The organism is Methylorubrum zatmanii (assembly GCF_014845115.1).
In the GTDB taxonomy this organism is placed as follows: Bacteria; Pseudomonadota; Alphaproteobacteria; order Rhizobiales; family Beijerinckiaceae; genus Methylobacterium; species Methylobacterium zatmanii.
Map to the genome: position 1 here is coordinate 1 of NZ_NKUI01000030.1, position 25123 is coordinate 25123.

A 25123-nucleotide genomic window follows, 5' to 3' on the forward strand; every position below is an offset into this window, starting at 1 on the left:
CGCCCCGTACGCCCACAAGTCAAATACCCTGAAGGTCCCTGGTTCAAATCCAGCCCCCGCAACCAACACCACCGACACACCACCTCCCGCTCAAGACCAACCGACACAACCCGCAGGGCCAAATGCCACGCGGGATTTTCGACGTTCAGACCTCAGGCAATCTGAAGAGACGCGGTCGGAACCGACGCCCCTCCTCCGGAACCGGCCCTAGCTTCAAGAGGGGGGGGGCGTTCCCCGGTCACAGCTGCTCCGCGTACCCCCGAAACAGGCGATCCCGCCTCGCGACCACGCCGACCGGGCCGCCTCACTTCCAACAACCGAACGAGCGCTCATCGGCCTCAGGCCCTGGATCGCTCCGGCTCCGCCTCGCGATGACGGGACCCAGGATGGCCACGTCTCGTTACCGACGTGATCCTTCAATGCTGCCCCCTGTCCGATGGCCAGGATCGTCACACCCAACACGGGTCACGCCGAGACGGCACGTGCTGTCCGTGCCTGGTGGCCTTCGTATCCTGGCCTCCGCTGGCCTGACGATGGCGATACAAAAGCCCGCCGTCTTCCTGCGGGGAGACGGCGGGCCATTTGGTCACGGAAAGCCAGGGGCCTGGCGTACCCTCACGCGAACACGTATCCGTCCACAATCCGCAACCCGACTTCGCGGCCGGCGGCGAGGCGCGCCGTGTCGGAGGCCTCGACCACCACGACCTTGGCGCCGGGACGGTCGACTTCGATGCGTTGGCGCCCTTGCGTCCGATACGAGGAACGGACCGTACCGGTCAGGTGGGCGGCGTCGGCTTCGGCGAATTGCAACTGCCACGGCCGGGCGTAAAGCTTGACCGGGCCGACCAAGCCTTCCGGCGCCTTGAGCGGGGTCGGACGGCCGCTGACCAGCACCTGTCCGTCCTGCGCGATCGCCTCGACCTCGATCGTGTCGCCGAGGAACTTGAGCACGGTCGGCGAAACCGGATGCTCCTGCACCTCGTCGGGGGTGCCGACCTGTTCCAGACGGCCACGGTCGAGCACGGCGACGCGGTCGGAGAGTTCGAGCGCTTCGTCCTGATCGTGGGTGACGAAGATCGTGGTCTGGCCGGTACGGTCGTGGATCTCCCGCAGCCAGCGGCGCAGATCCTTGCGGACCTGCGCGTCGAGGGCGCCAAAGGGTTCGTCGAGCAGGAGGACTCGAGGCTCGACAGCGAGCGCGCGGGCGAGCGCGATGCGCTGACGCTGGCCGCCGGAGAGCTGGCTCGGATAGCGGTCGGCGAAGCCCGACAGCTTGATGAGGTCGAGCAGATTGCCGACACGGCGCTTGATCTCGGCCTTGTCCGGCCGCTCCGAGCGCTTCCGCGCGTTGAGCCCGTAGGCGATGTTCTGCGCCACCGTCATGTGTTTGAACAGGGCGTAATGCTGGAACACGAAGCCGACGGCTCGCTGCTGCACCGGCACCTGCGTGGCGTCGTCGCCGCCGAAGATGATCCGGCCGCGGTCGGGGAAATCGAGCCCGGCGACGATGCGCAGAAGCGTCGTCTTGCCCGAGCCCGAGGGGCCGAGCAGGGCCAGCAACTCACCCGCCCGCACGTCGAGGGTGAAATCGTGCAGGACGGCCGCCGTGTCGAAAGTCTTCGAGAGATTTTCGATCCGGATCGCGGCGGGCTTGCCCACCGGGTCAGTGACGCCGTGCGCCCGCCGCGATGTCGTCGGCGTAGCGCCATTCGAGGACGGATTTGATGGCGAGGGTGACAAGAGCGAGGCCGGCAAGGAGAGAGGCGACGGCGAAGGAGGCAACGAAGTTGTACTCATTGTAGAGGATCTCCACATGCAGCGGCAGCGTGTTGGTGAGGCCCCGGATGTGACCCGAGACCACGGAGACCGCGCCGAATTCGCCCATCGCCCGGGCATTGCAGAGCAGGACGCTGTAGAGCAGCCCCCAGCGGATATTGGGTAACGTCACCGTCCGGAATGCGTGCCACCCGGAGGCGCCGAGCGTCAGCGCCGCCTCCTCCTCCGTCGTGCCCTGTTCCTGCATCAGCGGGATCAACTGCCGGGCGACGAAGGGAAAGGTGACGAAGATCGTCGCGAGTACGATGCCGGGGATCGCGAAGATGATCTGAATGTCGTGATCGAGAAGGTAGGGGCCGAACAATCCGCGCGAGCCGAACACCAGCACGTAGATCAGGCCCGACACCACCGGCGAGACCGAGAAGGGCAGATCGATCAGCGTCACCAGCAGGTTCTTGCCGCGGAACTCGAATTTGGCGATGGCCCAGGCCGCGGCCACGCCGAAGACGAGGTTGAACGGCACGGCGATCGCCGCCACGATCAGCGTCAAACGGATCGCGGCCTGCGCGTCGGGCTCGGAGAAGGCGGCGAGATAGGCGGTCCAGCCCTTGGCCAGCGCCTGCGCGAACACCGTGAAGAGTGGCAGCACGAGGAACAGGCCGAGGAAGATCAGCGCGACGGCGATGAGCAGCCAGCGCACGAGGGGCCGCTCGGTCACGACGCTGGCCGGCGGCCTGACGGTCTCGCCGTGGGCGGATGCGAAGGGGCCTTGAGCCAGGGCCTCAGACATAGCCGAACCTCCGCCGGCTCCAGGCCTGGATCAGGTTGATGGCGAGCAGGGTCACGAAGGAAATCGCCAACATGATCACCGCGATGGCGCTCGCGCCCGCGTAATCGAATTCCGACAGCTTGATGACGATGAGCAGCGGCGCGATTTCGGAGACGTAGGGCAGGTTGCCGGCGATGAAGATGATCGAGCCGTACTCGCCCACGCCCCGGGCGAAGGCGAGGGCGAAGCCGGTCAGGACCGCCGGGATCAGCGGTGGCAGCACCACCTTGGTCAGCGTCGCGACGCGAGAGGCGCCGAGGATGGCGGAGGCTTCCTCCACCTCCTTGTCGATCTCGGCGATCAGCGGCTGCACCGTGCGCACGGCGAAGGGCAACCCGATGAAGACCATGGCGATGAAGATGCCCACCGGGGTGTAGGCGACCTCGATGCCGAACTTCGCCAATTGCTCCCCGACCAGGCCGTTCGGTGCGTAGAGCGAGGCCAGGGCGATGCCGGCCACGGCGGTCGGCAGGGCGAAGGGAAGGTCGACCACCGCATCGGCGAACTTGCGGCCGGGAAAGTCGTAGCGGGTCAGCACCCAGGCGACGATCCCGCCGAACACGGAGGCGGTGAGGGCGGCCAGCAGCGACACGCCGAAGCTGATGCGCAGGGCGCTGAAGACCCGCGGATCGGTGGCGACCTCCCAGATCCCGGAGAGACCAAGCCCCGACGCCCGCACCACGAGGGTGGCGAGCGGCAGGAGCACGATCAGGCCGAGGCAGGTCAGCGTGTAGCCGAGGGTGATCCCGAAACCGGGGATCACGCTCTTCTGGCGGAAGCGCCGCCGGGGTTTCACGGGCTCGCCCATGCGTTCAGCGCCCGGCCTTGCTCAGCTGATCGAACAGGCCGCCATTGTCGAAATTCGCCTTCTGGATATCGTCCCAGGAGCCCTGGAGATCCTCGATCTTGAACAACTTGATCTCGGGCAGCAGGGCGAGATCCTCCGGCTTGGCCACTTCGCGCTTGATCGGGCGATAGTGGTGCTTGGCGAAGATCGCCTGCGCCTTGTCGCTGTAGAGGAACTGCAGATAGGCCTCGGCCTGCTTGCGGGTGCCTCGCTTGTCGGCATTGGCATCGACCAGCGCCACCGGCGGCTCGGCGTAGATCGAGGTCGGCGGCACCACGATGTCGAACTTGTCCTTGCCGAACTCCTCCAGCACGAGGAATGCCTCGTTCTCCCAGGTCGGCAGCACGTCTCCGAGACCGCGCTGAGCGAAGGTCACGGTCGAGCCGCGGGCTCCGGTATCGAGCACGGGCACGTTCTTGTAGATCTGGCCGACGAAGGCGTTGGCCTTCTCCTTGTCCTTGCCGTCCTTCTCGTAGGCGTAGCCCCAGGCGGCCAGGAAGTTCCAGCGCCCGCCGGCCGAGGTCTTCGGGTTGGGCGTGATGACCTTCACATCCGGCTTGGTCAGGTCGGCCCAATCCTTCACGCCCTTCGGGTTGCCCTTGCGGACGAGGAACACGACGGTGGAGGTGTAGGGCAAGGCCTCGTTGGGCAGCTTGCTGCGCCAATCCGGGGAAATCTTCTTCGACAGCTTGACGATGGCGTCGATGTCGGAGGGGATGCCGAGGGTCACCACATCGGCGGGAATGCCGTCGATGACCGTGCGGGCCTGGGCGCCGGAGCCGCCATGGGCGGCGCGGACGGTGATCGTCTCGCCGGTCTTGGCCTTCCACTCCTCGGAGAAGGCGGCGTTGATATCCCGGTAGAGCTCACGCGTCGGATCGTAGGACACGTTGAGGATCTCGGTCTGCGCCTGCGCGCCTCCCGTGACAGCGAGACCGGCCGCCAGGGCGAGACCGAGGAGCGCCGCGCGCCGATGCGTCGCTGCGCCGAGCTTGATCGGATTGCCGTCGAACACGTCTCGCCTCCGCTACATGGACTGATGCTCGTCCATACAGGAGGAAGTGTTCGTTTTAACGAACGATGTCAAGCTAATCGGACGAGGCGGCGAGCCGCTGGCAGGGGCATTCGGATGGGCAACCCTGTTTCAAAGCTTGGCCGGCAAGTAGACAGGCGATAACATTCTCCTTTTTTGCGCTTATGCAAAAAATCCATCTAGAGGCGTTTCGTTCTCTAGAAAGAACGTTTTTTGTGCGTGTGGGGATTCAGACCTCAGGCCGAGGCCCACGTGATCGCCATCCACACCCCGCGCGCGACGACGAGCCACCATGTGATGGTGACGGCAAGGCCGCAGAGCAGGCCGAGAACGGCGAAACGGCGCTGGAGCGGAAGCAGGAGGGTGTCGAGCGCGAACTTCATCGGAGGGCGTCTTCTTCTGTGGCCGGTGGCACATCTCGGAATGGGCGCCCGGCGTCTCGCTTCGGACCTGATGACGTTCCGTCGCGAGACGTTCGGCGGCCCATCGGGCGGTTCCGGCCCGACATGGCAATCGCCGAACCAGACCGAGATCCCGGGCACGGTCCTGAGCGGCCCGGAGGCACCTGTTCCGCCGTGAGACGGAAGCGTCAGGCTTCGGATTTGCAGCGATGGGGGAAGAGCGTCCCGAAATTGGACGATCGCCTCATTCTGCGAGAAAGCTTTTCGACATGTCCCTGCCCGACCTCGCGACGAATGCCTCGCGGAGCGGTTCGCGTCCCATCCTGTTCGGGCTGCTTGCCGACGGCTCCGGCGCCGCGCGTTTCTCCGCCGGTCCGGCGCCACTCATGCCGTCTCCCGGTGAGCCGGCCTGCTCCCGGTTCTCCCCGTCCGCTGACTGGTATGGCCGCTGGGCCGTGCGGCCCCTTCGGGGTGTCCTGGCGGCTGGCCCGGATGCGGCCGCCCCGATCCGCCCCGAGGACATCGTGGTTCTGGCTCCGAGGCGTGCGTGATACCGCCTCCGCTCGATCGGAGCGGGTTGCGTCTCGGCAAGCCCGCGCGGCGTTTGAGCGAAGCCCCAATCCGCCCTCCCGAAGGGATCAACCGGACTGGGTATGAGACATCGGCGGCCATGTCTCTTCGAAAGCGTGGCTTCCGCGCTTCCCCGGATGGCGTACCATCCCCTAAACTCGCCGGATGGACGAACACGAGCTACATGAGTCGCGGGCGGCCCTCATCCTGATGGCCGTGGCAGTGCTCGCCGTGCTGTTGTTCGGCGCCGTGACCTTGATCGCGCAGGTCGGCTGACCGACGATCACTCCGAGAGTGCGCGAAGCTGCCGATCGATCGCCTCCAGGGCGCGGGCCTGCTCCGGCTCCGGTTCCGGGCCGCTGACATAGGCCAGCGTCACCCGGGCGATGCGAAGAGCCGTGGCGAGATCGCGCCCCTCACTCCGTGCCCGCTCGATCACGGCGGCGACATCCGCCATGACCTGCGCATTTCCCTCATATCCCCGCATGATGTCCGGGTCATCGATGTCCGGGCCGCGAATTGTGCGGCACCGCTTTCTCTAACATTCCCGGCCGGCCGATCAAATACAGGGGCGGTCGGCCCTCCGTGCGCGGGCCCGCCGGACGCGCATGATCGTCCTGTCGAGCCCTGCCGATGCGCCGGAAACCCGGCACGGCTCTCGGTTTTCGTGGCATTCGTCTCCGTCGATACACCCCGGCGAGAGACCCGCGACATCCATTGCGTGGGGGGAGGCGCCGACACGCTCGACACCTTCATCCGGCGGGCGGATCGACGCTCAGAGCACTTCGCTTCCGGCCGGGGCGGCGGGATGCGGCCGGGCCGCGTCGGCGGCGCCCTGGAACAGACGTTCGCTCGTCAGCTTCAGGAAGTAGAAGCCGAATTCGGGGTTCTGATAGTAGAGCTGCTTCACTTCGGAATAGGACAGGCAGCGGGCGCTGCCCGCCTCCACGCAGGCGAGCGAGCCGGTGCGACGGTTGCCGGGCGAGAGCATGCCGAGCTCGCCCACGATCTGGCCCGGCGTCACGTCGAGGTTGTGCTCGGCGATGCGGAAGCGCCCGCTCTCGATCAGATACATCTCGTGGGCCGGATCGCCCTTGAGGAACAGCACCTCGCCGGCGCGGAAGCGCCGGGACACGCCGAAGGGCTTCAGCCAGTCGAGGGAGAGGTCGCCCGAAGCCGCCTGCTCGGTGTCGCGCACGAGGCGGACCATCTCGTAGAGCCGCCACGCGTTGAACGGAATCTGGATCGCCTCGGTCAGCATCACCGGCACGCTGCCGATCAGGAAACCGTAGGTGATCACCGCGCAACTCGCGCACAGGGCGACGATGCGCAGGGGGATCATCGTGCTCATCGCCGAGGAGGCGACGGTGAGTGCCGTGCCGAGATAGCCGATCGCCTCGACCCAATCCATCGCGATCCCCTCCGCTCGGTCCTGCACCGCAGGCGCCGCCGGGTGTCTCCCCGTTCTTCGCTTGAAGCGGCGGTTCGCCCATCCCGCCGGGGGATGCAAGTGCGGAGGCACTCAGGCGGCGCGGTGAGGTTCAGCCGGCGAGGGTGTCGGCGACATGCTCGGCCGCGCGTTGCCCCTCCTCGTACGCGCCGCCGGCGGTGCCCCATTGCGCGCGGGAATTGGCTTCGCCCGCGAACCAGATCCGCCCGCCGACCGGCTCGCCGAGGAGATCCCGGGCGGGTGCGTGCCCCGGCGGGACGACGGCCCAGGAGCCCCGCGACCAGGGATCGTGCCGCCACGCGGTGACGGCGGGAATTGTGAGATCGGAAAGGGAGCCGCGGCCGAAATGCTCGGCCAGCACGGCGCGGGCGAGGCGGCGCGCCCCGTCCGGCCCGGCTCCGGCCGCATCCAGCGCGCGGGCGCAGGCTGTGTCCAGTTCGAAGTAGTGGAACGGGGTGTCGTCGATCCGGGTCAGCATCCCCGGCGGCTTGTGACGACCGCCGACGATGCTGGCGAGGCGGTCGCGGCCCCGGAACGGGGCGGAGGGCCAGTGCAGGACGATGTGCTCGTAGATCCCCGGCAGGAAGCCGTCGATCGCCGCGCGGATGCGATCCGGCAGGGGCGGATCGAACCGGACCTCCGTCCGCAGCACCGGCACCGGGACGGTGACGATGGCCGCTCGCGCCGCGATCCGCCCTCCATCGGCGAGGTGGACCCGTACGCCGGGGCCGGACCAATCCAGGGCGACGACCGAGCAATCGAGGCGGATCGGCAGGCCGAGCGCCAGCCGCGCCAGATAGGCGCCGTATCCGCCGCCGATGAAGAAGTTGTCGCCGTATTCCAGGCTCGGCCAATCGTGCAGCGACACCTCGTCGAGGGGGCGCCCCGAGACGAGGCCGTGAACCAGGGCGATGCGCGCGCGCCAAGGGCCGAGATGGTGCGGCAGCGCGCGGCCCGCCGGCCCGTCCGTCTCGCGGGACGCCGCCCCGGTGATCGCCCGGTCGGCGACCTCGAAGGCGCGGGAGAAGGCGGCCCTCTCGGCCATCCGCCCCGGCCTGCGCCCGACCCAGAGATGCTCGTCCTGGGCGGCCCGCCGCAGCGGTTCGCCGCGGGCATGGCCGAGGGCGACGAGCGGGTTGACCGGCCCGGCATGCAGCCAATGCGCGCCGAGATCGATGGCGTGGCCGCGCAGATGCGTCGTTACCGCCCGCCCGCCGACCCGTCCGCGCGCCTCCAGCACCGCCACCGAGAGGCCGCGGGCGAGCGCCTGCCGGGCCGCCGCGATGCCGGCCGCGCCGGCCCCGATCACCACCAGATCTGGGGAGGTGGGCAGGGGCGAGACGCGCGGCGCGACGATCGGGCGGAAGCGGGCGTGCTCTGGCGTGGGCGGCATGGTCACGGGGCGATCCGGGCGGCGGGTGCCCCTGATGTCGTCCGCGCACCGGTTCGCGGCAAGCTCGGCCGCGTCATTGTTCAGCGGGCGGGCGCGGCATTGTTCGGATCGAGCACCTCGACCGTCCCCGACTTGTCGCCGCCGGGCCGCGGGCTGCCGGTCAGGGTATAGATGCGGCCCTTGTAGGTCACCGCGCCGAAGCCGTGGCGGGCGGTCGGCAGGCGGGCGAGGGCGCGCCAGACATTGCCCGGCAAGTCGAAGGCCTCGACTTCGTCATAGGTCTTCCGGTTCGACTCGCCGCCGATGACGAAGACCTCGCGGCCGAGCACCGCCGAGGCGGTGCCGCTGCGGGCGGTCGGCAGGGGCGCCGCCTCGCTCCAGGCGTCTCGCACGGGGTCGTAGACCTGATTGGCCGAAAGATTCTTGCCCGAATCGCCGTCGATCCGTCCGCCGCTGGCGACGATGCGGCCCTCCACATTCTGCACCGAGAGGTGGTCGCGGGGCGTCGGCAGGTCGGCCGCCCTGGTCCAGGCGTCGCGGGCGGGATCGTAGACCTCGTGCGAGCGGACATTGCCGCGCCCCGAGCCGCTGCCGCCGACGACGTGGATCGTCCCGTCGAGCGGTGTCGCGCCACCGGCCGCGCGCGCCGTCGGCATCGGGGTGCGGGGCTGCCAAGTATCCTTGGCCGCATCGTAGGCCCAGACCCTGTCGGTCGCCTCCCAGCCGTTGACGTAGCCGCCGAACACGTAGATCCGCCCGCCCTGCTCGGCGGCCATGGTATGGTGGACCGGGTAGGGGAAGGGCGCGCCCTTGCTCCATGTGTCGGTCGCCAGATCGTAGATCAGCAGCTCGGTCGCGCCGTTATAGTCGCCGATGACGTAGGCCTTGCCGTCGAGGGCCGCGACCGCGACCTCCGAGCGCTCGGCCGGAGCCGAACTGGCCCCTGCCCAGGCGCCGACTTCGTGGGCGAGGGCGGCCGGGGCCGCGGGCAGGGGAGCCAGCAGGGCAAGGGACGCGAAGGGGACGAGGAGCGGGCGGGTCATGCGGAGCCTCCGGGCCGGCGATCACCGGGGCAACGCGTCAATCCTCCGCAAGAGCCGCCAGAACAACCTGCGTTCCGGCGGGATGGGGCTTGCGCGGCCGGCGCGGAGCGGCGAGAAACCGGCCCCGGGCGGGCGCGGATCATTGGAAGGACCGGGAGCGCGATGCTCATCAAGGCCGCCGTCGCAGCCCTGCGGCAGGTTTTCTCCCCCGCCCTGCGCGGCATCCTGTTCAAATCGCTGGCCCTCACGGTGGGGCTGCTCGTCGTGGTGTGGTTCGCCCTGACGCGGCTGATCCAGGCCTTCCAGGCGAGCCATCACATCTCGGCCGACTACCCGTTCCTCGACACGCTCGCCTTCTTCCTGGCCGGCGCCGGGTTGTTCGTGGCCCTGGCCTACATCATGCCCGCCGTCTCGATCCTGGTGGCGGGCTTCTTCCTCGACGACGTGGCCGAGGTCGTCGAGCGCAGCGATTTCCCGGCCGACCCGCCGGGGCGCGCTCTACCCTGGGGGAAGGCCATGGCCTCGGCGATTCGCTTCGCCGGTTTGGCGCTGCTGGTGAACTTCGTGGCGCTGATCCTCGTCTTCGTGCCGGGCGTGAACCTCTTCGCCTTCTTCGGGGCCAACGCCTACCTCCTGGGGCGCGAATATTTCGAGCTGGCCGCCGGCCGTTTCCGTCCCCTGGCGGAGGCACGGGCCATGCGTGAATATTACGGCTTCACAGTCATCGCCGCAGGCTGCCTGCTCGCCGGCCTGATGATCGTACCGCTCGTCAACCTCATCACCCCGCTCTTCGGAGTGGCCTTGATGGTCCACCTGCACAAGGGATTGGAGCGCCGGGCGCTTCCCGGCGGCGCCGGCACGGAGGCCCGCCTGCCGAATCGGCAGTGAGCGCTGCTCGACCCGCCGTACGGGCATCGGGGTCGTCGGCCTGATCGTCCCCGTCTCGCCTGCATGGTCGATGGTAGGCGTCGCGGCTTCCGAATGCGTCAGGCCGGCTCCGATGCTGGCGCTGTCGCCTCCGGACGCCCCGCCCGAGCCAGCGCCTCATCCCGAAAGGTGGTTGCCGCCTTTCGGAAAAGACGCTGTGCTCGACCGGCGTCCCGGACCCGTCTGGCGTGACCGGGCCGGGGCCACCGACCTGCGGGGATGACGGATGCGGATCACGGCCGAACACATGCCCCTGCCCGGTGGGCCGGCGCCGGGGGGCGGCCTCGGCACCATGGACGAGCGGTACGAGGCGAGGCTGCACAGTGAACCGGCGGCGCTCGCCCCGCTCTGGCATCGCCTGCAGCGGGAGGGGGCCTGCACCGCCTATCAGCGCTTCGAATGGATCGGCAGCCTCGTGCGCATCCTCGCGGACAAGCACGGGGCACGGCCGCTTCTCATCGAGGTGAGGCGTGGCGGTCATCCGGTGATGATCCTGCCGCTCGTATTCCTGCGCCGCCAGGGTCACCGGGTGATCGAGGCGCTCGATCTCGGCGCCTGTGAATACGCCGCGCCGGTGCTCGCCCCCGGCTTCGACCCATCGCCCGAGGAGGCGGAGCGGATCTGGCGGGCGGTGCGGGCGATCCTGCCGGCCGCCGATCTCATCCGCTTCGACCGCATGCCCGCCCGGGTACAGGGCGTGGCGAACCCTCTTGCGCTGCTGGCTGGCACGCGCCGCCTCGATCTCACCGCCTCCGGCTTCGTGCTGGAGGGCGATCCCCAGACGCTGCTGAAGCGGGTCTGCACCCCGTCCCTGTACAAGGATCTGTCCCGGCGCAACCGTCGCTTCGACAGCCTGCCGGGCGCCCGCTTCGTCGCCACCGCCGCCACCGCCGAGATGGACGCCTTGTTCGAGGTGATGATCGCTCAGCGTCGGGCCCGCTTTCACGAGCTCGGCCGCCACGAGCCCCTCGATCGCCCCGGCTTCGTCGACTTCTACCGCGCGGCCGCGCTCGCCGCGCCCGGCGGTCCCGTGTGGATGTTCGGCCTGTGGGCGGACGGCGAATGGCTTGCCGCGTCCTACGGCCTCGTCCACGGCGGAACCTTCCACGGCGTTCTTCTGACCATGGCCGGCGACAAGTGGCGCAGCCTCGCGCCCGGCCTCCTTATCGCCGCTCGCATCATGGTCTGGGCCCGGGAGCAGAAGCTCGACTATTTCGACTTCACGATCGGCCGGCAGGCCTACAAGCGCGGCTTCAATCCCATCGACCAGACGTTGTTCGAGCGGGCGGAGCCGGTCACCCTGCGAGGCCGGATCGCCCTCGGGCTGATCCGCGCCAACGCTTCGGCCAAGCGGCGCCTCGAGCGCCATCCGGCCCTGTTCGAGCGGGCCCGGGCCGGTATCCGGCTGCTGCGCCGCCTACGTGCCGAGAAGTCTTGAGACGAACTCCGGTATTTAATCCCTGATGGTAGGTGCGTACCAGCACAGACCGCTAAACAGCGCGGCTCTATAACAGCAGAGTGCCGAGAAATTTCAACTCAGCGCGCTGGATTAAAAGCCATCAGGGGGATGAACACAAGATGAAGATGCGAGTTTCCGCCGCCGTTATCGCCGCCATGCTCGGCGTGACCGCTCCGGTTTCGTCCGCGATGGCTTTTAATCCCTATGCCAGTTCCGCCGTCCCGTCCGACGTGACGGTGACGGGATCGCTCGGTGTTCACGATCATCCGGAACACACCGCCTGCCCGATGAGCTCGGCCGCCGAAGGCAATGCCAACCAGCAGAACTTCCCTGTCAAGCAATATGGCCAGACCTCCGGCGGGACGCGCTGCTGAAACGCGGCGAAGCAACCTCAAAGTCTTGCTGGCTGATATATCGTGCATTTCCGACCAAAAATCGGAAATTTATCGGTAAAATCCACCGACTGTTATCAAAATACCGTGCGCCGGGGTGACTTTCATCGTCTCGACGCACTTTTCATGTCGCTTTGACGGATCGACCGGGCCGCCTTGGTCCGGATTCTGCCTGTCGTCTAGGCGCCGGATCGCACGGCCTCCTGCGGGGGTCGCGGTGCCGATGCGGCCGACAGGAGCCACCACTCGAAGGGATCGACCGACCATGCAGCTGAAGCCCGTGTCCTACGCCATGATCGCCGTGTTCGCCTGCGGTCTCGTGATGACCGTGATCGGTTCGATGAACGTGCTGCTCGGCGGCCTGTAACGGTCACCGGCACGGCTTTCGGCCGGATTCGGCTCGAGGCGGTGCTGCCGCGCCCGGCGGCATTCCTCCTCGCGCGACGATCTTCTCAAAGCCCCTGGGGCATGCTATCGCCCTCTCCGGTGCCGCTCACCCTGCCGCCACGCGATGGCGGAAAGTATCCCGGATTACCGGGGGCTCTGCGGGAGAGGCAGTCAGCGGGTGTAGCTCAATGGTAGAGCAGCAGCCTTCCAAGCTGAATACGAGGGTTCGATTCCCTTCACCCGCTCCAACGGTTCAAGGCCGGAAAGCTCTGCCCGAACAGGGGTTTGGCTCTCCGGCCTTTTCCTTTGCCGGTGCCGCCCCGTTCGAGTGATGCCAGCCTGATACCAGTTTCGGAGCTGAAACCGCGTCCCCCTGCGGTGCGCCGATTCGGGGCCGATCCGGCCATCGGCCCGTGCGGGCGCAGGCGGTAGCCGATGCCCCTCGCGCATGCCGCAAGGCTTGTCGGGACCGCCGATGCCCCAGGGCTAAGCGCCCGGCGCCGCCACGAAGGCGGCGAGTTCCCGCAGGACTGCGAGCGTGAGGCCGTTGCCGGACAACTGCGAGGTCGGCTTTGCCGACCTTCAGCGCCTCCGCCGAACGCGACGACCTTGAGGCGGACGCCGAGTTTTCGCTTGGCGCGTTCGCCGGATTTCGAGGGCCCAGATCGCGGACGGCCGGAATCCTAATGAACCGCTTATGAGATTGGCTCCGCTTCCCGCTCGAACCCTAACGCGGTCGGGCGCAACTGAGGGGCGCGGTTTCCTGAAGGCCGCGCGAACCCCAGACGCACGATGTCTCCCACCGTCCAAGTCGCCGCCATCCATGCCGAGGCCCCGGCCTCGGACGCGGCCCGGTTCATTGTCGGCCAGGACCCGGAAGGTCACTGGGTCGCAATAGAGATCCACGGGCGCGCCGGCGGCCTGTTCCGGAGCCGCAAGGCCGCAGTCGATTACGCCGAGGACGAGACCGACCACCGGCCCGACGCCGTGCTCCTGTCCGGGGAACGGATCGAGCTGCGCATCTGATACGGACCCCGCTCTGATCGAGCGGATGCCGTATCACGCCTTGCTGGGTGACCGGGCGCTGGCCAACGCGTAGAGGCATGCCGCGTCCCGTGCGCCCCGCAGGGCTGCGGCGGTCTCCGGGTCCCTGAGCTTTCGCGCCACGCAGGCCAGGGCATTCAGGTGCTCGCCGCTTTCGCCCGTGGGCAGCAGCAGCAGGAAGACGAGATCCACCGGTCGCTCGTCGACCGCGTCGAAATCGAGAGGGTCCCGCAGGCGCGCCAGCAGGCCGAAGGGCTTCCGGACCCCTTCCAGCCGCGCGTGCGGCAGCGCCACGCCGTTGCCGACCCCGGTCGAGCCGAGCCCCTCCCGGCGGATGAGGGCATTAAGGATCGTGCCGGCATCGAGGTCGAGCGATTGCGCGGCGCGCTTTGCAAGATCCTCGAGGAGGGCGGCCTTGCCGGAGACGCGCAGGCCAGGGATCACGTTCGCCGGCGCGAGGATGTCGTCGATGGTCATTGCGTCGGCCGGCCGCATGCGGGGCTGGGCTTCAAGGGTTCGTCTCCGTGACCGCCGGCTTGGCGTCGTTCGCCGCGCGCCGCTTGAGGTTCGGTTCGTCGTCGGGCGCGCGCAGGCGATAGCCGACGCCGGTCTCGGTAAGAAGGATGCGCGGGCGCTCGGGGTCGGCCTCGAGCTTCTGGCGGAGTTGGCGCATGTAGACGCGCAGGTATTGCGGATCCGAGGAGACCGAGACCTCGTGCATGAGCTGGGCATGCGTCAGCACCTTGCCGGCGTGCAGCACGAGAATACGCAGGAAGTCGTACTCCCTCGGGGTCAGCTTCACCTCGGCGTCGTCGACCTTCACCACGCGCCGGACGAGGTCGACCGAGAGCCCGTCGACGCGGAAGACCGGGCGCTCGCCCCGGGCGGCCAGTTGGTGGCGCAAGGCCGCGCGCAGGCGGGCGAGCAGCTCGGCCATGCCGAAGGGCTTGGTCACGTAGTCGTCGGCGCCGAGGTCGAGTGCCTCGACCTTACCGCTCTCGTCGTCCCGGCTCGACAAAACCACCACCGGCAGCCCCGGATGGCTCGCCCGGATCGCCCGGAGCAGGTCGTGCCCGCGCATGTCCGGCAGGCCGAGGTCGAGGATGACGAGGGCCGGGCTTTCGCGACCGAGCACTTCCAGGGCGGTGACGGCGTTCGGCGCCTCCAGGATGGCGTAGCCCTGCGTGGACAGCCCCATGCGCAGGAGCTTGCGGATCGGCGGCTCGTCATCGATGACCAGGATGGTCGGGCTCATGCGGCGATCTCCCTTGGCGTCGTCCGGGTCGGGACCGGCAGTGTCACGGTGAAGGCGGCCCCCAACCGGTCGCGCCGGTTGGCGGCGGTGACGGTGCCGCCCATCGCCTCCACGAACCCCCGGGAGATGGCGAGGCCGAGCCCGGTGCCGGCCCGGACGTGATCGCTCTTCCGGACCCGGTAGAACTTGTCGAACACCCGCTCGACATCGCCTTCGGGCAGGCCGAAACCCTCGTCCAGCACCTCGATTCGCACCGTCCGGCCGTCGTGCCGGGCGCGCACCGTCACGGTCGAGCCCTCCGGCGCGTATTTGGCGGCGTTGTCGAGCAGATTCACCAGCACCTGCTCGAACAGGACCGGATCGAGCCGCAGCGTCGGCAGGTCGGGATCGATCTCGACCGCGACACGATGGCCGCCCAGGATTTTCTGGGTGCGCCGCAGGGCGGTGTCGACGGTCTCCGCCACGTCCTGGGGGGCGAGGTTCGGCGCCACCGCGCCGGCCTCCAGGCGGGTCATGTCGAGCAGGTTGACGATGAAGCGGTTCAACCGCTCCGATTCCTCGATGACCGTCGCGAGAAGGTCCGCCTTGGCCTCGGCCGGCAGCGCCGCGTCGAGGTCGCGTAGCGTGCTCGCCGCGCCGATCACCGAGGCGAGCGGGGTCCTCAGGTCGTGGCTGATGGAGGTCAGCAGCGCTTGGCGAAGGCGGTCGGTCTCGGCGGCGCGCTCGGCCCGGTCGAGATCCTCCACGAGGCGCACCCGCTCGATGGCGAGCGCGCCCATGTCGGCGAGCGCGTCGAGGAGGCGGCGGCCCTCCGGCGTCAGGATCGGTCCCGTGCCATCGGCGTCGAGGCCGATCACGCCGATGGTGCCACGTCCGGTGCGCATGGGCAGGAACAGGCGCTTGGCACCGGGGAGCGTGTCGGCGCACCGCCCCGCGGGGCGCTCGTTGTCGAAGGCCCATTGCGCGGCGGCAAGGTCGGCCTCGTCGAGCATGTCCTCGGGCGGATAGCCGGCCCGGACCGTGACGGCCTTGCCGTCCGGAAGCAGCAGCACGACGCGGACCTTCAGCATGGCGGCGACCTGGGCGGAGGTGGCCCAGAGCACGTCGTCGAGGGTGCCGCAGCCCGCAAGCTTGCGTGAGAACCCGAACAACCGCTCCGAGGATTTGGCGCGCGCTTGGCTGACCACCGCCGTCAGACGGGCGCGGGCAGCGAGATTGGAGACGACCACCGCCACGACGGTGAAGAGGACGAAGGCCGCGACGTTGGTCGGGTCGGCGATGGTGAGGGTGTAGACCGGCGGCAGGAAGAAGAAGTTGTAGGCGAGCGAGGCGGCGACGACCGCGGCGAGCGAGGGCCCGAGACCGAAGCGGACGGCCACGCCAACGATGGCGGTGAGCAGGAACAGGTCGGCATTCTCTACCCCGGCATGGGGCTGGAGCAGCAGGGCGAGGCCGAGCCCCAACGCCGTCGCGCCAAGAGCGAGAGCGTAAGGGCGGATGTCAGGGGACGCAGTCACGACCGTGGTCACCGCCCGCGGAGGGGATGCCTCCACGGGCACGGCTTCGCCAGGCACCACGTGCACGCCGATATTGCCGCTGCGGCGCACGAGGTCGTGCACTACCGAGCCGTTCGCGAGTTCGAACAACCACGAGCGCGCCGCCTTGCCGACGACGATGTGGTTGACGTTGGCCGAGCGGGCATAGGCCAGGATGTCGTCGGCGATGCGCCGCCCGCCGGGCAGGGTCACGGCGTCGCCGCCGAGCCGGTCGGCCAGCCGCAGCGCCTCGGCGATGCGGTCGCGTTCCGCCTCGGTGAGGGAGGCGGCGCGCGGTCCCTCCACCACAAGGGCGGTCCAGGGCGCATGCAGGCGGTCGGCCAGCCGCTTGGCATAGCGCACGAGGCCGGCGGAGCGCGGGTCCTCGCTGACGCAGACCAGAACCCGCTCGCCCGCCGCCCAGGGACCGGCGATGGCGTTGGCCCGCATGTGGCTGAGGAGTTCGTCGTCGACCCGGTCGGCGGTACGCCGGAGCGCCAACTCGCGCAGGGCCGTGAGATTGCCGCGGGAGAAGTAGTGCTTCAGCGCCCGCTCGGCGTTCGTCGGGACGTAGACCTTGCCGTCCTTGAGGCGCTGGATCAGGTCGTCCGGATTGAGATCGACCACCTCGATGTCGTCGGCACGGTCGAGGACGCCGTCCGGCACGGTCTCGCGCACCCGGATGCGGGTGATCGCGGCCACCACGTCGTTGAGGCTCTCCACGTGCTGGATGTTGAGGGTGGTGAGGACGTCGATGCCGGCATCGAGCAGCTCCTCGACGTCCTGGTAGCGCTTCGGATGGCGCGAGCCGGGCGCGTTGGTATGGGCGAGTTCGTCCACGAGGGCGATTTGCGGGCGACGTGCCAGCAGGGCGTCGAGGTCCATCTCCTCCAGAACCGTGCCGTGGTAGGGCACGGCGCGCCGTGGAACGACCTCGAAGCCGTCGAGCAGGGCCTGCGTCTCGGCGCGCCCGTGAGTCTCGACCACGCCCACCACGACGTCGGCGCCCGCCTTGAGCCGGGCGCGGCCGATGGTGAGCATCTCATAGGTCTTGCCGACTCCGGGCGCGGCCCCGAGGAAGACCTTGAGGCGGCCGCGCGTCCGCTCCTCCCGGCGGGCCGCTTCGAGCAGCGCGTCGGGCGAGGGGCGGTTCGGGTCGCGGCCGGTCTCGGGCATGATGCCTCCTCAGCGCTTGGCGAGGTCGTCCAGGGCGAGGTTCAGCGCCAGCACGTTGACGCGCGGTTCGCCGAGGAGGCCGAGGGTGCGGCCCTGGATCTGGCCGGCGACAAGGTCGCGCAGCGTGTCCTCGGGCAGGCTGCGGGCCTTGGCGACCCGCGGCACCTGGAACAGGGCGGCCTCGGGCGAGATATCGGGGTCGAGGCCCGAGCCGCTCGTCGTGACGAGGTCGACCGGCACCGGCCGGCCCGGATTCTCGGCGCGCAGCGCGTCGAGGTCGCCCTTCACGCGTTCCGCCAGCGCCGCGCTGGTGGGCCCGAGGTTCGAGCCCATCGAGTTCGCGGCGTTGTAGGGCGCCGGCACGGTCTTGCTTGCATCGGCCGGGTCGGCCGCGGTGGTGGCCGAGGGGCGGCCGTGGAAGTAGCCCTCGCCGGTGAAGCCTTGCCCGATCAGACTGGAGCCGACGACCTTGCCGTCGCGCTCGATCAGGCTGCCGGCGGCCTTGGCCGGGAAGACCGCGCCGGCGATGCCGGTGACGGCCAGAGGATAGGCGAGGCCGGTGACCGCGGTCAGGGCGACGAGCAGGACGAGGGCGGGGCGAAGCTGGTTCAACATCGGAGGTCTCCTTCGACCCTTCGTTCAAGCGAGGTGGAGGGCGGTGACGGCCATGTCGATGGCCTTGATGGCCACGAAGGGCACGAGGACGCCGCCGAGGCCGTAGACGAGCAGGTTGCGGCGGAGCAGCGAGGCGGCGCCGACCGGCCGGTAGGTTACGCCCCGAAGCGCCAGCGGGATCAGCGCCACGATGACCAACGCGTTGAAGATGATCGCCGAGAGGATGGCACTCTGCGGCGAGGCGAGGCCCATGACGTTCAGCGCCTGGAGCTGCGGATAAAGGGTCAGGAACATCGCCGGGATGATAGCGAAATACTTGGCCACGTCGTTGGCGATGGAGAAGGTGGTCAGCGCGCCGCGGGTCATCAGCAACTGCTTGCCGATGCCGACGATCTCGATGAGCTTGGTCGGGTCGCTGTCGAGATCGACCATGTTGCCGGCTTCGCGGGCGGCCACCGTGCCGGTGTTCATGGCCACGCCGACATCGGCCTGGGCCAGCGCCGGGGCGTCGTTGGTGCCGTCGCCGCACATGGCAACCAGCTTGCCCTCGGCCTGCTCGCGCCGGATGAGCGCCAACTTGTCCTCGGGGGTCGCCTGGGCCAGGAAATCGTCGACCCCGGCCTCGGCCGCGATGGCGGCGGCGGTCATGGGGTTGTCGCCGGTAATCATCACGGTGCGGATACCCATGCGGCGCAACTCGGCGAAGCGTTCGCGGATGCCGCCCTTCACGATGTCCTTCAGGTAGACGACGCCGAGCAGCCGGCCGTCCTGGGCCACCGCGAGCGGGGTGCCGCCCGCCTTGGCGATATCCTCGGCGATAGCACGGATCTCGCCCACGACCTCGGTCTCGGCGGTCGGCTGGTAGGCCAGCGCCGCGCTGGAGCCGCGGGTGGCCATCGGCGGCCTGGAGACGGAGGCGATGACGGCGTCGACCGCGCCCTTGCGGATAGACGAGCCCTCAAGGTCGACACCCGACATCCGTGACTGCGCGGTGAAGGGCACGAAGGTGGCGTTGAGCCCGGCCATGTCGCGGGCGCGGATGCCGTACTTGTCTTTGGCGAGCACCACGATGGAGCGGCCTTCGGGGGTCTCGTCGGCGAGCGAGGCGAGCTGCGCGGCGTCGGCGAGGTCCTGCTCGGAGACGCCCCGGACGGGCCGGAACTCGGTCGCCTGACGGTTGCCGAGCGTGATGGTGCCGGTCTTGTCGAGAAGCAGCGTGTCGACGTCGCCCGCCGCCTCGACCGCGCGGCCCGACATGGCCAGCACGTTGAAGCGCACGAGGCGGTCCATCCCGGCGATGCCGATGGCGGACAGGAGCGCGCCGATGGTGGTCGGGATCAGGGTCACGAACAGCGCCACCAGCACGATGACGGGGATGGACCCGCCGGCATAGCTCGCGAAACTCGGGATGGTCGCCACCGCGAAAACGAACACGATGGTGAGACCGGCGAGCAGGATGTTCAGCGCGATCTCGTTCGGGGTCTTCTGCCGGGCGGCGCCCTCGACGAGGGCGATCATGCGATCGACGAAGGTCGAGCCGGCAGCGGCGGTGATGCGGACCTTGATCTCGTCGGAGAGCACCTGGGTACCACCGGTCACCGCCGAGCGGTCGCCGCCGGATTCGCGGATGACGGGGGCGGACTCCCCGGTGATGGCGGCCTCGTTCACGGAGGCGACACCCTCGATGACCTCGCCGTCCGAGGGGATGAGGTCACCGGCCTCGACCAGCACCACGTCGCCGACCTTGAGGCTTGTGCCCGGCACGGTCTCGTAGGCACGGCCCTGCCCGGTGAGGCGCTTGGCCGTCATCTCGGTTCGGGTGCGGCGCAGGCTGTCGGCCTGGGCCTTGCCGCGGCCCTCGGCGAGCGCCTCGGCGAAGTTGGCGAACAGCAGCGTGAACCAGAGCCAGAGGACGATCTGGCCGGAGAAGAACAGGTCGCTGCCTCCGGCGACGAGGTCGCGGGCGAAGAGCACGGTGGTGAGCGCGGCCACGACCTCGACCACGAACATGACCGGGTTGCGGATCATGGCGCGGGGGTCGAGCTTCCTGAAAGAGCCGATGAGCGCGGGCCCGACCAGGGCGGCGCTGAAGAGCGATGAGGTCTTGCGGGACATGGGTTCGGGTGTCCGGAGAGGGCGAGGAGGCCCGGCGGGCGACGCCGGGCCTGGCCGGTTCAGGGGGCGGTCGCGCCGGCGGCCAGGGTGAAGGCCGCGCCGAGGGCGAGGCCCCCGAGCAGGACGACGCCGAGGAGGGCCAGCACGAGGTCCGAGGTGCGCAGGGGCTTGGCCTGGGCGCCGTGCGCGCGATGGTGCGGCGACCGGTGTATCGTCAGGTGGTGGCGCGGGATGCGCCGATTCGGGAAAGGCTGCGGCACCTCAGCCTCCCGTCGCGAAGGTCTGGCCTGCGGCGCCGGCGAGGTGCTCGACCACGGGACCGAGCGCCAGCGACGGGAAGAAGGTCAGGCCGCCGACGATCAGGATGACGCCGACGAGCAGGCCGACGAAGAGGCCGCCATGGGTCGGGAAGGTGCCGGCGGAGGCCGGAACCCGCTTCTTGGCCGCCAGCGACCCGGCGATGGCCAGCGCCGGGATGATGACGAAGAAGCGGCCGACCAACATGCCGAGCGCCAGCAGGCTGTTGTAGAACGGCGTGTTTCCGGAGAGCCCGCCGAAGGCCGAGCCGTTGTTGGCCGCCGCCGAGGTGAGGGCGTAGAGGATCTCCGAGAAGCCGTGCGGTCCGGCATTCGCCGGACCGGCGAGCCCAGCCGGTAGGACGGTCGCCAGGGCGGTGCCGCCGAGCATCATCAGGGGCAGGCAGAGGATGGCCAGCATCGCCATCTTGACCTCGCGCGCCTCGATCTTCTTGCCGAGGTATTCCGGCGTGCGCCCGACCATCAGGCCGGCCACGAAGATCGCCACCACGACGAAGACCAGCATGCCGTACAGGCCCGCGCCGACGCCGCCGACGATGATCTCGCCGAGCTGCATGTTGATGAGCGGAATCAGGCCGCCGAGCGCCGTGAAGCTGTCATGCATCGCGTTGACCGCGCCGCAGGAGGCGGCCGTCGTCACGACCGCGAAGAGCGCGGAGGCCACGATGCCGAAGCGGACCTCCTTGCCCTCCATGTTGCCCCCGGTCAGGCCGAGGCCATTCAGCACGGAACTTCCCGACGCCTCGCTGGCGTAGGTGACGGCGACGCCGGCGAGGAACAGCACGCCCATGGTAGCGAGGATGGCCCAGCCCTGGCGCTCGTCGCCGACCATGCGACCGAAGACGTTGGTGAGCGCGGCGCCCAGCGCGAAGATCGAGACGATCTGCACGAAGTTCGAAAGGGCGGTCGGGTTCTCGAAGGGATGCGCGGCGTTGGCGTTGAAGAAGCCGCCGCCGTTGGTGCCGAGCATCTTGATGGCGACCTGGCTCGCCACCGGGCCGACCGCGATGGTCTGCTTGGCGCCTTCCAGGGTCGTGGCGTCGATGTAGGCCGAGAGCGTCTGCGGCATGCCCTGGGAGACCAGGAACAGCGCGTAGACGACACAGATCGGCAGCAGCACGTAGAGGGTGCAGCGGGTCAGGTCGACCCAGAACGAGCCCACCGTCCTCGCCGAGGCGCGGGCGAAGCCGCGGATCAGGGCGACGGCAAGGGCGATGCCGGTGGCTGCCGAGAGGAAGTTCTGGTGCGTCAGCCCCAGCATCTGGCTGAGGTACGAGAGGGTGCTCTCGCCGCCGTAGTTCTGCCAGTTCGTGTTCGTGACGAAGCTCGCCGCGGTGTTGAAGGCGAGGTCGGGTGCCACCGCCGACTGAACCATGGGGTTGAGCGGCAGCACGTCCTGCAGGCGCAGCACCGCGTAGAGCAGCAAGAAGCCGAGCCCATGGAAGGCGAGCATGGCGAGGCCGTAGCCGAGCCAAGTCTGCTCGTGGCGCTCGTCGATGCCGGCCGCGCGGTAGAGCCCCCTCTCGACGGGGCCGATCACGGGCGAGAGCGGGGTGCGCTCCCCGGTGAAGACGCGCGTCATGTACCAGCCGAGGGGCTTCACGAGCGCAAGGACGACCGCGCAGAACAGCGCGGTCTGTATCCAGCCGTTAGGGGTCATGGGATGTGATCCGGCAGGGCCGCTCAGAACCGCTCGGGGCGGACGAGGGCGTAGGTGAGGTAGACGAGGAGCCCGGCCGTCACGAGGGCGCCGAGGGCGAGGTCGAGGGTCATGGGGGCGTGCCTCAGAGGCGTTCGCAGAGCGTGGCGTAGCCGGCGGCCAGGCCGAAGAAGGCGAGCCCGCCGGCGATGAAGATGATGTCGAGCATGGTGCGTCCCGGGTCTGTTCGGCCCATCGGTCGCGGGCGCACCGCGACCGACCTGGGCCGAGCCCGAATGTGGACGGGAACCGCGTTAGGGTTCGAGACGGAAAGGGATGCGATCCTATAAGGATCTCATGAGGATCGGCCTGATTCCGGGCTTCGTCCGGGGCCTGCCGGGCGCGTCATCGGACGCCAAGCGGCCTGCAACCTCTGGCAGGCGCCGGGGGCGTCGACGAGCATGGCCCTCGGGCAGGCGGCGCGCCAGAGGGTGCGGTCCACCAGGATCACCCCCGTCTCCGCGCCGGCGAAACCGCTGTAGGGCACGCCGCAGGCCGGGCAGCGCCCAACGACGCGGCGAAGGCCCCCAGCGCGGGCGCCTGCATGGACCGGCTCGGGGGGAGCCGGAATGGACGGGAAGCGTGGCGGGACGTCGGCGAGGCGTGCTCGCAGGCCGAGAGGGGACCCGGCACTCAAGACGCGGGCAGCAGGTCGAGGACGCTGAGGGCGAGCAGCGCGAGGGACAGTGCCAACCACGAGCCGAGGCCCAGGACCATCAGGGCGAAAACGCGGTCGGCCCTGCATTCGGCGGCGATGTGCCGGATGACGATCATCTGCAAACTCCACGCGGGCGACGGCCCGGTGGAGCGAGAAGTCCTCGTTACCCCATTAGGGAACAAGACGAAGACGAGGCCTCCGGCATAGGTAAGTCATCAGGACCGGTCGACGGGGCTGGGCGCCATGAGACCGATGCCGACGCGTGGGATCCTCGACTCCGAGGGGACGGTATTGGCGGCGCGTCGTTCACGGAGGTGACGGTGTAGCTGAAGCTCGCCAAGCCGTTGAGATTGGCGGTCGGCTGCCAGGCCGCTGTTCAAAAATCGCTGGCCAAGCCCTTCACTTCCCAATCCTCGTACCGCACCGGCTCCAGGCCGCCCCGTCCCAGGGTCTCGCGGCGCTCGGCGATCTTGGCGGCCCGCGCATCGATGGAAGCCCGCCGCTCGGCCGCTTCCGCCAGCGCCCTCTGTGCCGCCGGGCTGAGCGGCCGGCGCGTCTCGTCGGGGTTCGTCGTCGTCTCGTTCGCCATCTCGTTTGCCATGCCGAAATCCTTCATCGCTTGCATCCCTCGTCCACAGATGTGACTGCATTGGGCTCCGAACGAGATCCTGCGATCCTTTTTACCGAGAACGGCACGTCACGCGTGGCACCGAGAACCAACACCCGCACCCCCCCCTCCTTCGACCCGTCCGTGCCCGGACTGGCGGCGCGTCACGTCGCGCGGGAGGCGGTGGCGACCCTGCTCGGCGCCGCCCGCGGGCTGGCCCTGGAGGATGCGCTGGCCCAGGCCGGGCGCGGGGTCGGGCTGGCGCCCGCAGACGCGGCCCTTGCCCGTGCCATCGCGACGGCGAGCTTTCGCCGCCTCGGCTTCATCAGGGCGGCTTTGGCCGCCCGCCTGCGGGACGGGTTGCCCGACGACAGGCCGCATCTCCTCGCGCTGCTGGTTACCGGCGCGGCCCAGATCCTCGACCTCGCGGTCGCCGACCACGCCGCCGTCGATCTTTCGGTGCGCCTCGCCAAGGCCGATCCGCAGCTTCAGCATCTCGCCCCCCTGGTGAATGCGGTTCTGCGCCGGATCGCCCGGGAGCGCGACGCCATCCGGGCGGAGGAGGGTGATCCGCTCGGCGGCAACACGCCGGATTGGCTCGCCCGGCGTTGGCGCGAGGCTTATGGCGAGGAGGCCGCGCGAAAAATAGCCGCCGCGCATCTCGAGGGAGCCGCGGTCGATCTGACGATTCCCCGCGACCCGGAGCTCTGGGCCGAGCGCCTGGGCGGCACGCTGCTCGATCTCGGCTCCGTCCGTCTCACCGAGGTGCGGGAGGCCGTAGCCGATTTGCCGGGCTATGCGGAGGGGGCGTGGTGGGTGCAGGACGCCGCCGCGTCGCTCCCGGTGCGGCTTCTCGCGCCACAGGCCGGCGAGCGGATCGCCGATCTCTGCGCGGCGCCGGGGGGCAAGACCGCCCAACTCGCCGCCGCCGGCGCCGCCGTGACGGCGGTGGACCGGTCCGGGGCGCGGCTGGAACGGCTGAGCCGCAATCTCGACCGTCTCGGTCTCTCAGCCGAGGTGGTGACAGCCGATGCCCTCGACCTGCCGGAGGACCGGCCCTTCGACGCGGTGCTGCTCGACGCACCCTGCTCCGCAACCGGCACGATCCGGCGCCATCCCGACGTCGCCTGGACCAAGAACGAGGCCGACCTGATCCGCCTCGCCGGCCTGCAGCGGCGCCTGCTCGACAAGGCCGCCCGGCTGACCCGCCCCGGTGGCCGGTTGGTCTATTGCACCTGTTCCCTTGAGCCGGAGGAGGGCGGGGCGCAGATCGCGGCGTTCCTCGCGCGCAATCCCGACTACGCCCGTGTCCCGATCACCGCCGAAAGGCTCGCTGGCCATGCCGAGCTGATCGACGGCTCCGGCGATCTGCGTACCCTGCCCAGTCACCTCGGCGGCGGCTCCGGCCGGGCCGGCGGCCTCGACGGATTTTTCGCCGCCCTTCTGCAACGGCGCGCCTGAGACGGCCTCCGCTTGATCGGAGCGGGTTGCGTATCAACAGTCTCGCGCGACGTCTGAGCGAAGCCCAAATCCGCCATCCCGAAGGGATCGACCGGATTGGGTATGACACCGAGTGGCCGGGAGGCCGCCCGGAG

General features: G+C 69.3%; 24 protein-coding genes and 1 tRNA gene. 6 read left to right on the plus strand and 19 right to left on the minus strand.

The features are described from left to right. Nucleotides 1–615: 615 nt before the first annotated feature. From MZTS_RS03955 to MZTS_RS03995, 9 genes are all read right to left on the minus strand, one after another. A complete protein-coding gene (locus MZTS_RS03955) occupies nt 616–1659 on the minus strand; it encodes a sulfate ABC transporter ATP-binding protein (protein ID WP_192281811.1) in 1044 nt (347 codons plus the stop codon). Nucleotides 1660–1663: 4 nt separating this feature from the next. Next, nucleotides 1664–2566 (minus strand): sulfate ABC transporter permease subunit CysW, encoded by a 903-nt coding sequence (gene cysW / locus MZTS_RS03960; protein ID WP_192281814.1) that lies wholly within the window; start codon nt 2564–2566, stop codon nt 1664–1666. Beyond that, nucleotides 2559–3413, minus strand: a complete 855-nt coding sequence (gene cysT / locus MZTS_RS03965) for a sulfate ABC transporter permease subunit CysT (RefSeq protein ID WP_192281817.1) — start codon at nt 3411–3413, stop codon at nt 2559–2561. The genes cysW and cysT overlap by 8 nt, the downstream gene beginning before the upstream one ends. Nucleotides 3414–3417: 4 nt before the next feature. Beyond that, entirely contained in the window at nt 3418–4467 is a 1050-nt protein-coding gene (locus MZTS_RS03970; protein ID WP_192281820.1) for a sulfate ABC transporter substrate-binding protein, read from the minus strand. 254 nt (nt 4468–4721) lie between these two features. Further along, nucleotides 4722–4868, minus strand: coding sequence for a hypothetical protein (locus MZTS_RS03975; RefSeq protein ID WP_192281823.1), 147 nt, complete (start codon nt 4866–4868; stop codon nt 4722–4724). Between the two features lie 871 nt (nt 4869–5739). Next, the gene (locus MZTS_RS03980; protein ID WP_246481981.1) at nt 5740–5913 is read right to left on the minus strand and encodes a hypothetical protein; all 174 of its coding nucleotides are present in this window, start codon (nt 5911–5913) and stop codon (nt 5740–5742) included. 318 nt (nt 5914–6231) lie between these two features. Next, entirely contained in the window at nt 6232–6867 is a 636-nt protein-coding gene (locus MZTS_RS03985; RefSeq protein WP_192281826.1) for a cyclic nucleotide-binding domain-containing protein, read from the minus strand. A 130-nt stretch (nt 6868–6997) separates the two neighbouring features. After that, nucleotides 6998–8299: a flavin monoamine oxidase family protein gene (locus MZTS_RS03990; RefSeq protein WP_192281908.1), complete on the minus strand. Its 1302-nt coding sequence runs from the start codon at nt 8297–8299 to the stop codon at nt 6998–7000. A gap of 80 nt (nt 8300–8379) precedes the next feature. Next, the gene (locus MZTS_RS03995; protein WP_192281829.1) at nt 8380–9342 is read right to left on the minus strand and encodes a Kelch repeat-containing protein; all 963 of its coding nucleotides are present in this window, start codon (nt 9340–9342) and stop codon (nt 8380–8382) included. 162 nt (nt 9343–9504) lie between these two features. Here MZTS_RS03995 and MZTS_RS04000 point away from each other — a divergent pair, with 162 nt between their 5' ends. The 5 genes from MZTS_RS04000 (at nt 9505) to MZTS_RS04020 (ending at nt 13533) form a co-directional block, all read left to right on the plus strand. After that, a complete protein-coding gene (locus MZTS_RS04000; protein WP_192281832.1) occupies nt 9505–10230 on the plus strand; it encodes a sulfate transporter family protein in 726 nt (241 codons plus the stop codon). 265 nt (nt 10231–10495) lie between these two features. Beyond that, on the plus strand, nt 10496–11707 hold the full coding sequence (locus MZTS_RS04005; RefSeq protein WP_192281835.1) for a GNAT family N-acetyltransferase: 1212 nt from the start codon (nt 10496–10498) through the stop codon (nt 11705–11707). Nucleotides 11708–11847: 140 nt separating this feature from the next. Beyond that, on the plus strand, nt 11848–12102 hold the full coding sequence (locus tag MZTS_RS04010; RefSeq protein ID WP_192281837.1) for a hypothetical protein: 255 nt from the start codon (nt 11848–11850) through the stop codon (nt 12100–12102). Nucleotides 12103–12681: 579 nt separating this feature from the next. Continuing rightward, nucleotides 12682–12755, plus strand: a tRNA-Gly gene (locus tag MZTS_RS04015). A 544-nt stretch (nt 12756–13299) separates the two neighbouring features. Then, on the plus strand, nt 13300–13533 hold the full coding sequence (locus MZTS_RS04020; protein WP_192281840.1) for a hypothetical protein: 234 nt from the start codon (nt 13300–13302) through the stop codon (nt 13531–13533). Between the two features lie 33 nt (nt 13534–13566). Here the strand turns inward: MZTS_RS04020 and MZTS_RS04025 are convergent, their stop codons facing one another. From MZTS_RS04025 to MZTS_RS04070, 10 genes are all read right to left on the minus strand, one after another. Continuing rightward, complete coding sequence (locus tag MZTS_RS04025; protein ID WP_192281843.1) at nt 13567–14028, minus strand: PTS sugar transporter subunit IIA; 462 nt, start codon at nt 14026–14028, stop codon at nt 13567–13569. 31 nt (nt 14029–14059) lie between these two features. Continuing rightward, nucleotides 14060–14806: a response regulator gene (locus MZTS_RS04030; RefSeq protein ID WP_192281845.1), complete on the minus strand. Its 747-nt coding sequence runs from the start codon at nt 14804–14806 to the stop codon at nt 14060–14062. Further along, nucleotides 14803–17517: a sensor histidine kinase gene (locus MZTS_RS04035; protein ID WP_192281850.1), complete on the minus strand. Its 2715-nt coding sequence runs from the start codon at nt 17515–17517 to the stop codon at nt 14803–14805. The genes MZTS_RS04030 and MZTS_RS04035 overlap by 4 nt, the downstream gene beginning before the upstream one ends. A gap of 9 nt (nt 17518–17526) precedes the next feature. After that, nucleotides 17527–18132 (minus strand): K(+)-transporting ATPase subunit C, encoded by a 606-nt coding sequence (locus MZTS_RS04040; protein WP_192281853.1) that lies wholly within the window; start codon nt 18130–18132, stop codon nt 17527–17529. A 24-nt stretch (nt 18133–18156) separates the two neighbouring features. After that, on the minus strand, nt 18157–20247 hold the full coding sequence (gene kdpB, locus MZTS_RS04045; RefSeq protein WP_192281856.1) for a potassium-transporting ATPase subunit KdpB: 2091 nt from the start codon (nt 20245–20247) through the stop codon (nt 18157–18159). 59 nt (nt 20248–20306) lie between these two features. Next, a complete protein-coding gene (locus tag MZTS_RS04050; RefSeq protein ID WP_192281859.1) occupies nt 20307–20507 on the minus strand; it encodes a hypothetical protein in 201 nt (66 codons plus the stop codon). A 1-nt stretch (nt 20508) separates the two neighbouring features. Further along, nucleotides 20509–22224, minus strand: a complete 1716-nt coding sequence (gene kdpA, locus MZTS_RS04055; protein WP_192281862.1) for a potassium-transporting ATPase subunit KdpA — start codon at nt 22222–22224, stop codon at nt 20509–20511. A 23-nt stretch (nt 22225–22247) separates the two neighbouring features. Then, nucleotides 22248–22337: a K(+)-transporting ATPase subunit F gene (locus MZTS_RS04060; RefSeq protein WP_017484418.1), complete on the minus strand. Its 90-nt coding sequence runs from the start codon at nt 22335–22337 to the stop codon at nt 22248–22250. 559 nt (nt 22338–22896) lie between these two features. Next, nucleotides 22897–23037: a hypothetical protein gene (locus MZTS_RS04065; RefSeq protein ID WP_192281865.1), complete on the minus strand. Its 141-nt coding sequence runs from the start codon at nt 23035–23037 to the stop codon at nt 22897–22899. 260 nt (nt 23038–23297) lie between these two features. Then, nucleotides 23298–23522 carry a DUF1674 domain-containing protein gene (locus MZTS_RS04070; RefSeq protein WP_246481982.1) on the minus strand — a complete coding sequence of 75 codons (225 nt, stop codon included), beginning with the start codon at nt 23520–23522 and terminating at the stop codon, nt 23298–23300. Nucleotides 23523–23624: 102 nt separating this feature from the next. On the opposite strand from MZTS_RS04070, the gene MZTS_RS04075 reads away from it, so the two are divergent. Continuing rightward, nucleotides 23625–24989, plus strand: coding sequence for a transcription antitermination factor NusB (locus MZTS_RS04075; protein ID WP_192281868.1), 1365 nt, complete (start codon nt 23625–23627; stop codon nt 24987–24989). The last annotated feature ends 134 nt before the right edge of the window (nt 24990–25123 follow it).

Bases quoted from the DNA above. Each gene is read 5' to 3' on its own strand.
- cysW (WP_192281814.1), bottom strand. From the start codon at position 2,566: ATGTCTGAGGCCCTGGCTCAAGGCCCCTTCGCATCCGCCCACGGCGAG.
- cysT (WP_192281817.1), bottom strand. From the start codon at position 3,413: ATGGGCGAGCCCGTGAAACCCCGGCGGCGCTTCCGCCAGAAGAGCGTG.
- MZTS_RS03975 (WP_192281823.1), bottom strand. From the start codon at position 4,868: ATGAAGTTCGCGCTCGACACCCTCCTGCTTCCGCTCCAGCGCCGTTTC.
- MZTS_RS03980 (WP_246481981.1), bottom strand. From the start codon at position 5,913: ATGGCGGATGTCGCCGCCGTGATCGAGCGGGCACGGAGTGAGGGGCGC.
- MZTS_RS03985 (WP_192281826.1), bottom strand. From the start codon at position 6,867: ATGGATTGGGTCGAGGCGATCGGCTATCTCGGCACGGCACTCACCGTC.
- MZTS_RS03990 (WP_192281908.1), bottom strand. From the start codon at position 8,299: ATGCCGCCCACGCCAGAGCACGCCCGCTTCCGCCCGATCGTCGCGCCG.
- MZTS_RS03995 (WP_192281829.1), bottom strand. From the start codon at position 9,342: ATGACCCGCCCGCTCCTCGTCCCCTTCGCGTCCCTTGCCCTGCTGGCT.
- MZTS_RS04000 (WP_192281832.1), top strand. From the start codon at position 9,505: ATGCTCATCAAGGCCGCCGTCGCAGCCCTGCGGCAGGTTTTCTCCCCC.
- MZTS_RS04005 (WP_192281835.1), top strand. From the start codon at position 10,496: ATGCGGATCACGGCCGAACACATGCCCCTGCCCGGTGGGCCGGCGCCG.
- MZTS_RS04010 (WP_192281837.1), top strand. From the start codon at position 11,848: ATGAAGATGCGAGTTTCCGCCGCCGTTATCGCCGCCATGCTCGGCGTG.
- MZTS_RS04020 (WP_192281840.1), top strand. From the start codon at position 13,300: ATGTCTCCCACCGTCCAAGTCGCCGCCATCCATGCCGAGGCCCCGGCC.
- MZTS_RS04025 (WP_192281843.1), bottom strand. From the start codon at position 14,028: ATGACCATCGACGACATCCTCGCGCCGGCGAACGTGATCCCTGGCCTG.
- MZTS_RS04030 (WP_192281845.1), bottom strand. From the start codon at position 14,806: ATGAGCCCGACCATCCTGGTCATCGATGACGAGCCGCCGATCCGCAAG.
- MZTS_RS04035 (WP_192281850.1), bottom strand. From the start codon at position 17,517: ATGCCCGAGACCGGCCGCGACCCGAACCGCCCCTCGCCCGACGCGCTG.
- MZTS_RS04040 (WP_192281853.1), bottom strand. From the start codon at position 18,132: ATGTTGAACCAGCTTCGCCCCGCCCTCGTCCTGCTCGTCGCCCTGACC.
- kdpB (WP_192281856.1), bottom strand. From the start codon at position 20,247: ATGTCCCGCAAGACCTCATCGCTCTTCAGCGCCGCCCTGGTCGGGCCC.
- kdpA (WP_192281862.1), bottom strand. From the start codon at position 22,224: ATGACCCCTAACGGCTGGATACAGACCGCGCTGTTCTGCGCGGTCGTC.
- MZTS_RS04060 (WP_017484418.1), bottom strand. From the start codon at position 22,337: ATGACCCTCGACCTCGCCCTCGGCGCCCTCGTGACGGCCGGGCTCCTC.
- MZTS_RS04065 (WP_192281865.1), bottom strand. From the start codon at position 23,037: ATGATCGTCATCCGGCACATCGCCGCCGAATGCAGGGCCGACCGCGTT.
- MZTS_RS04070 (WP_246481982.1), bottom strand. From the start codon at position 23,522: ATGGCAAACGAGATGGCGAACGAGACGACGACGAACCCCGACGAGACG.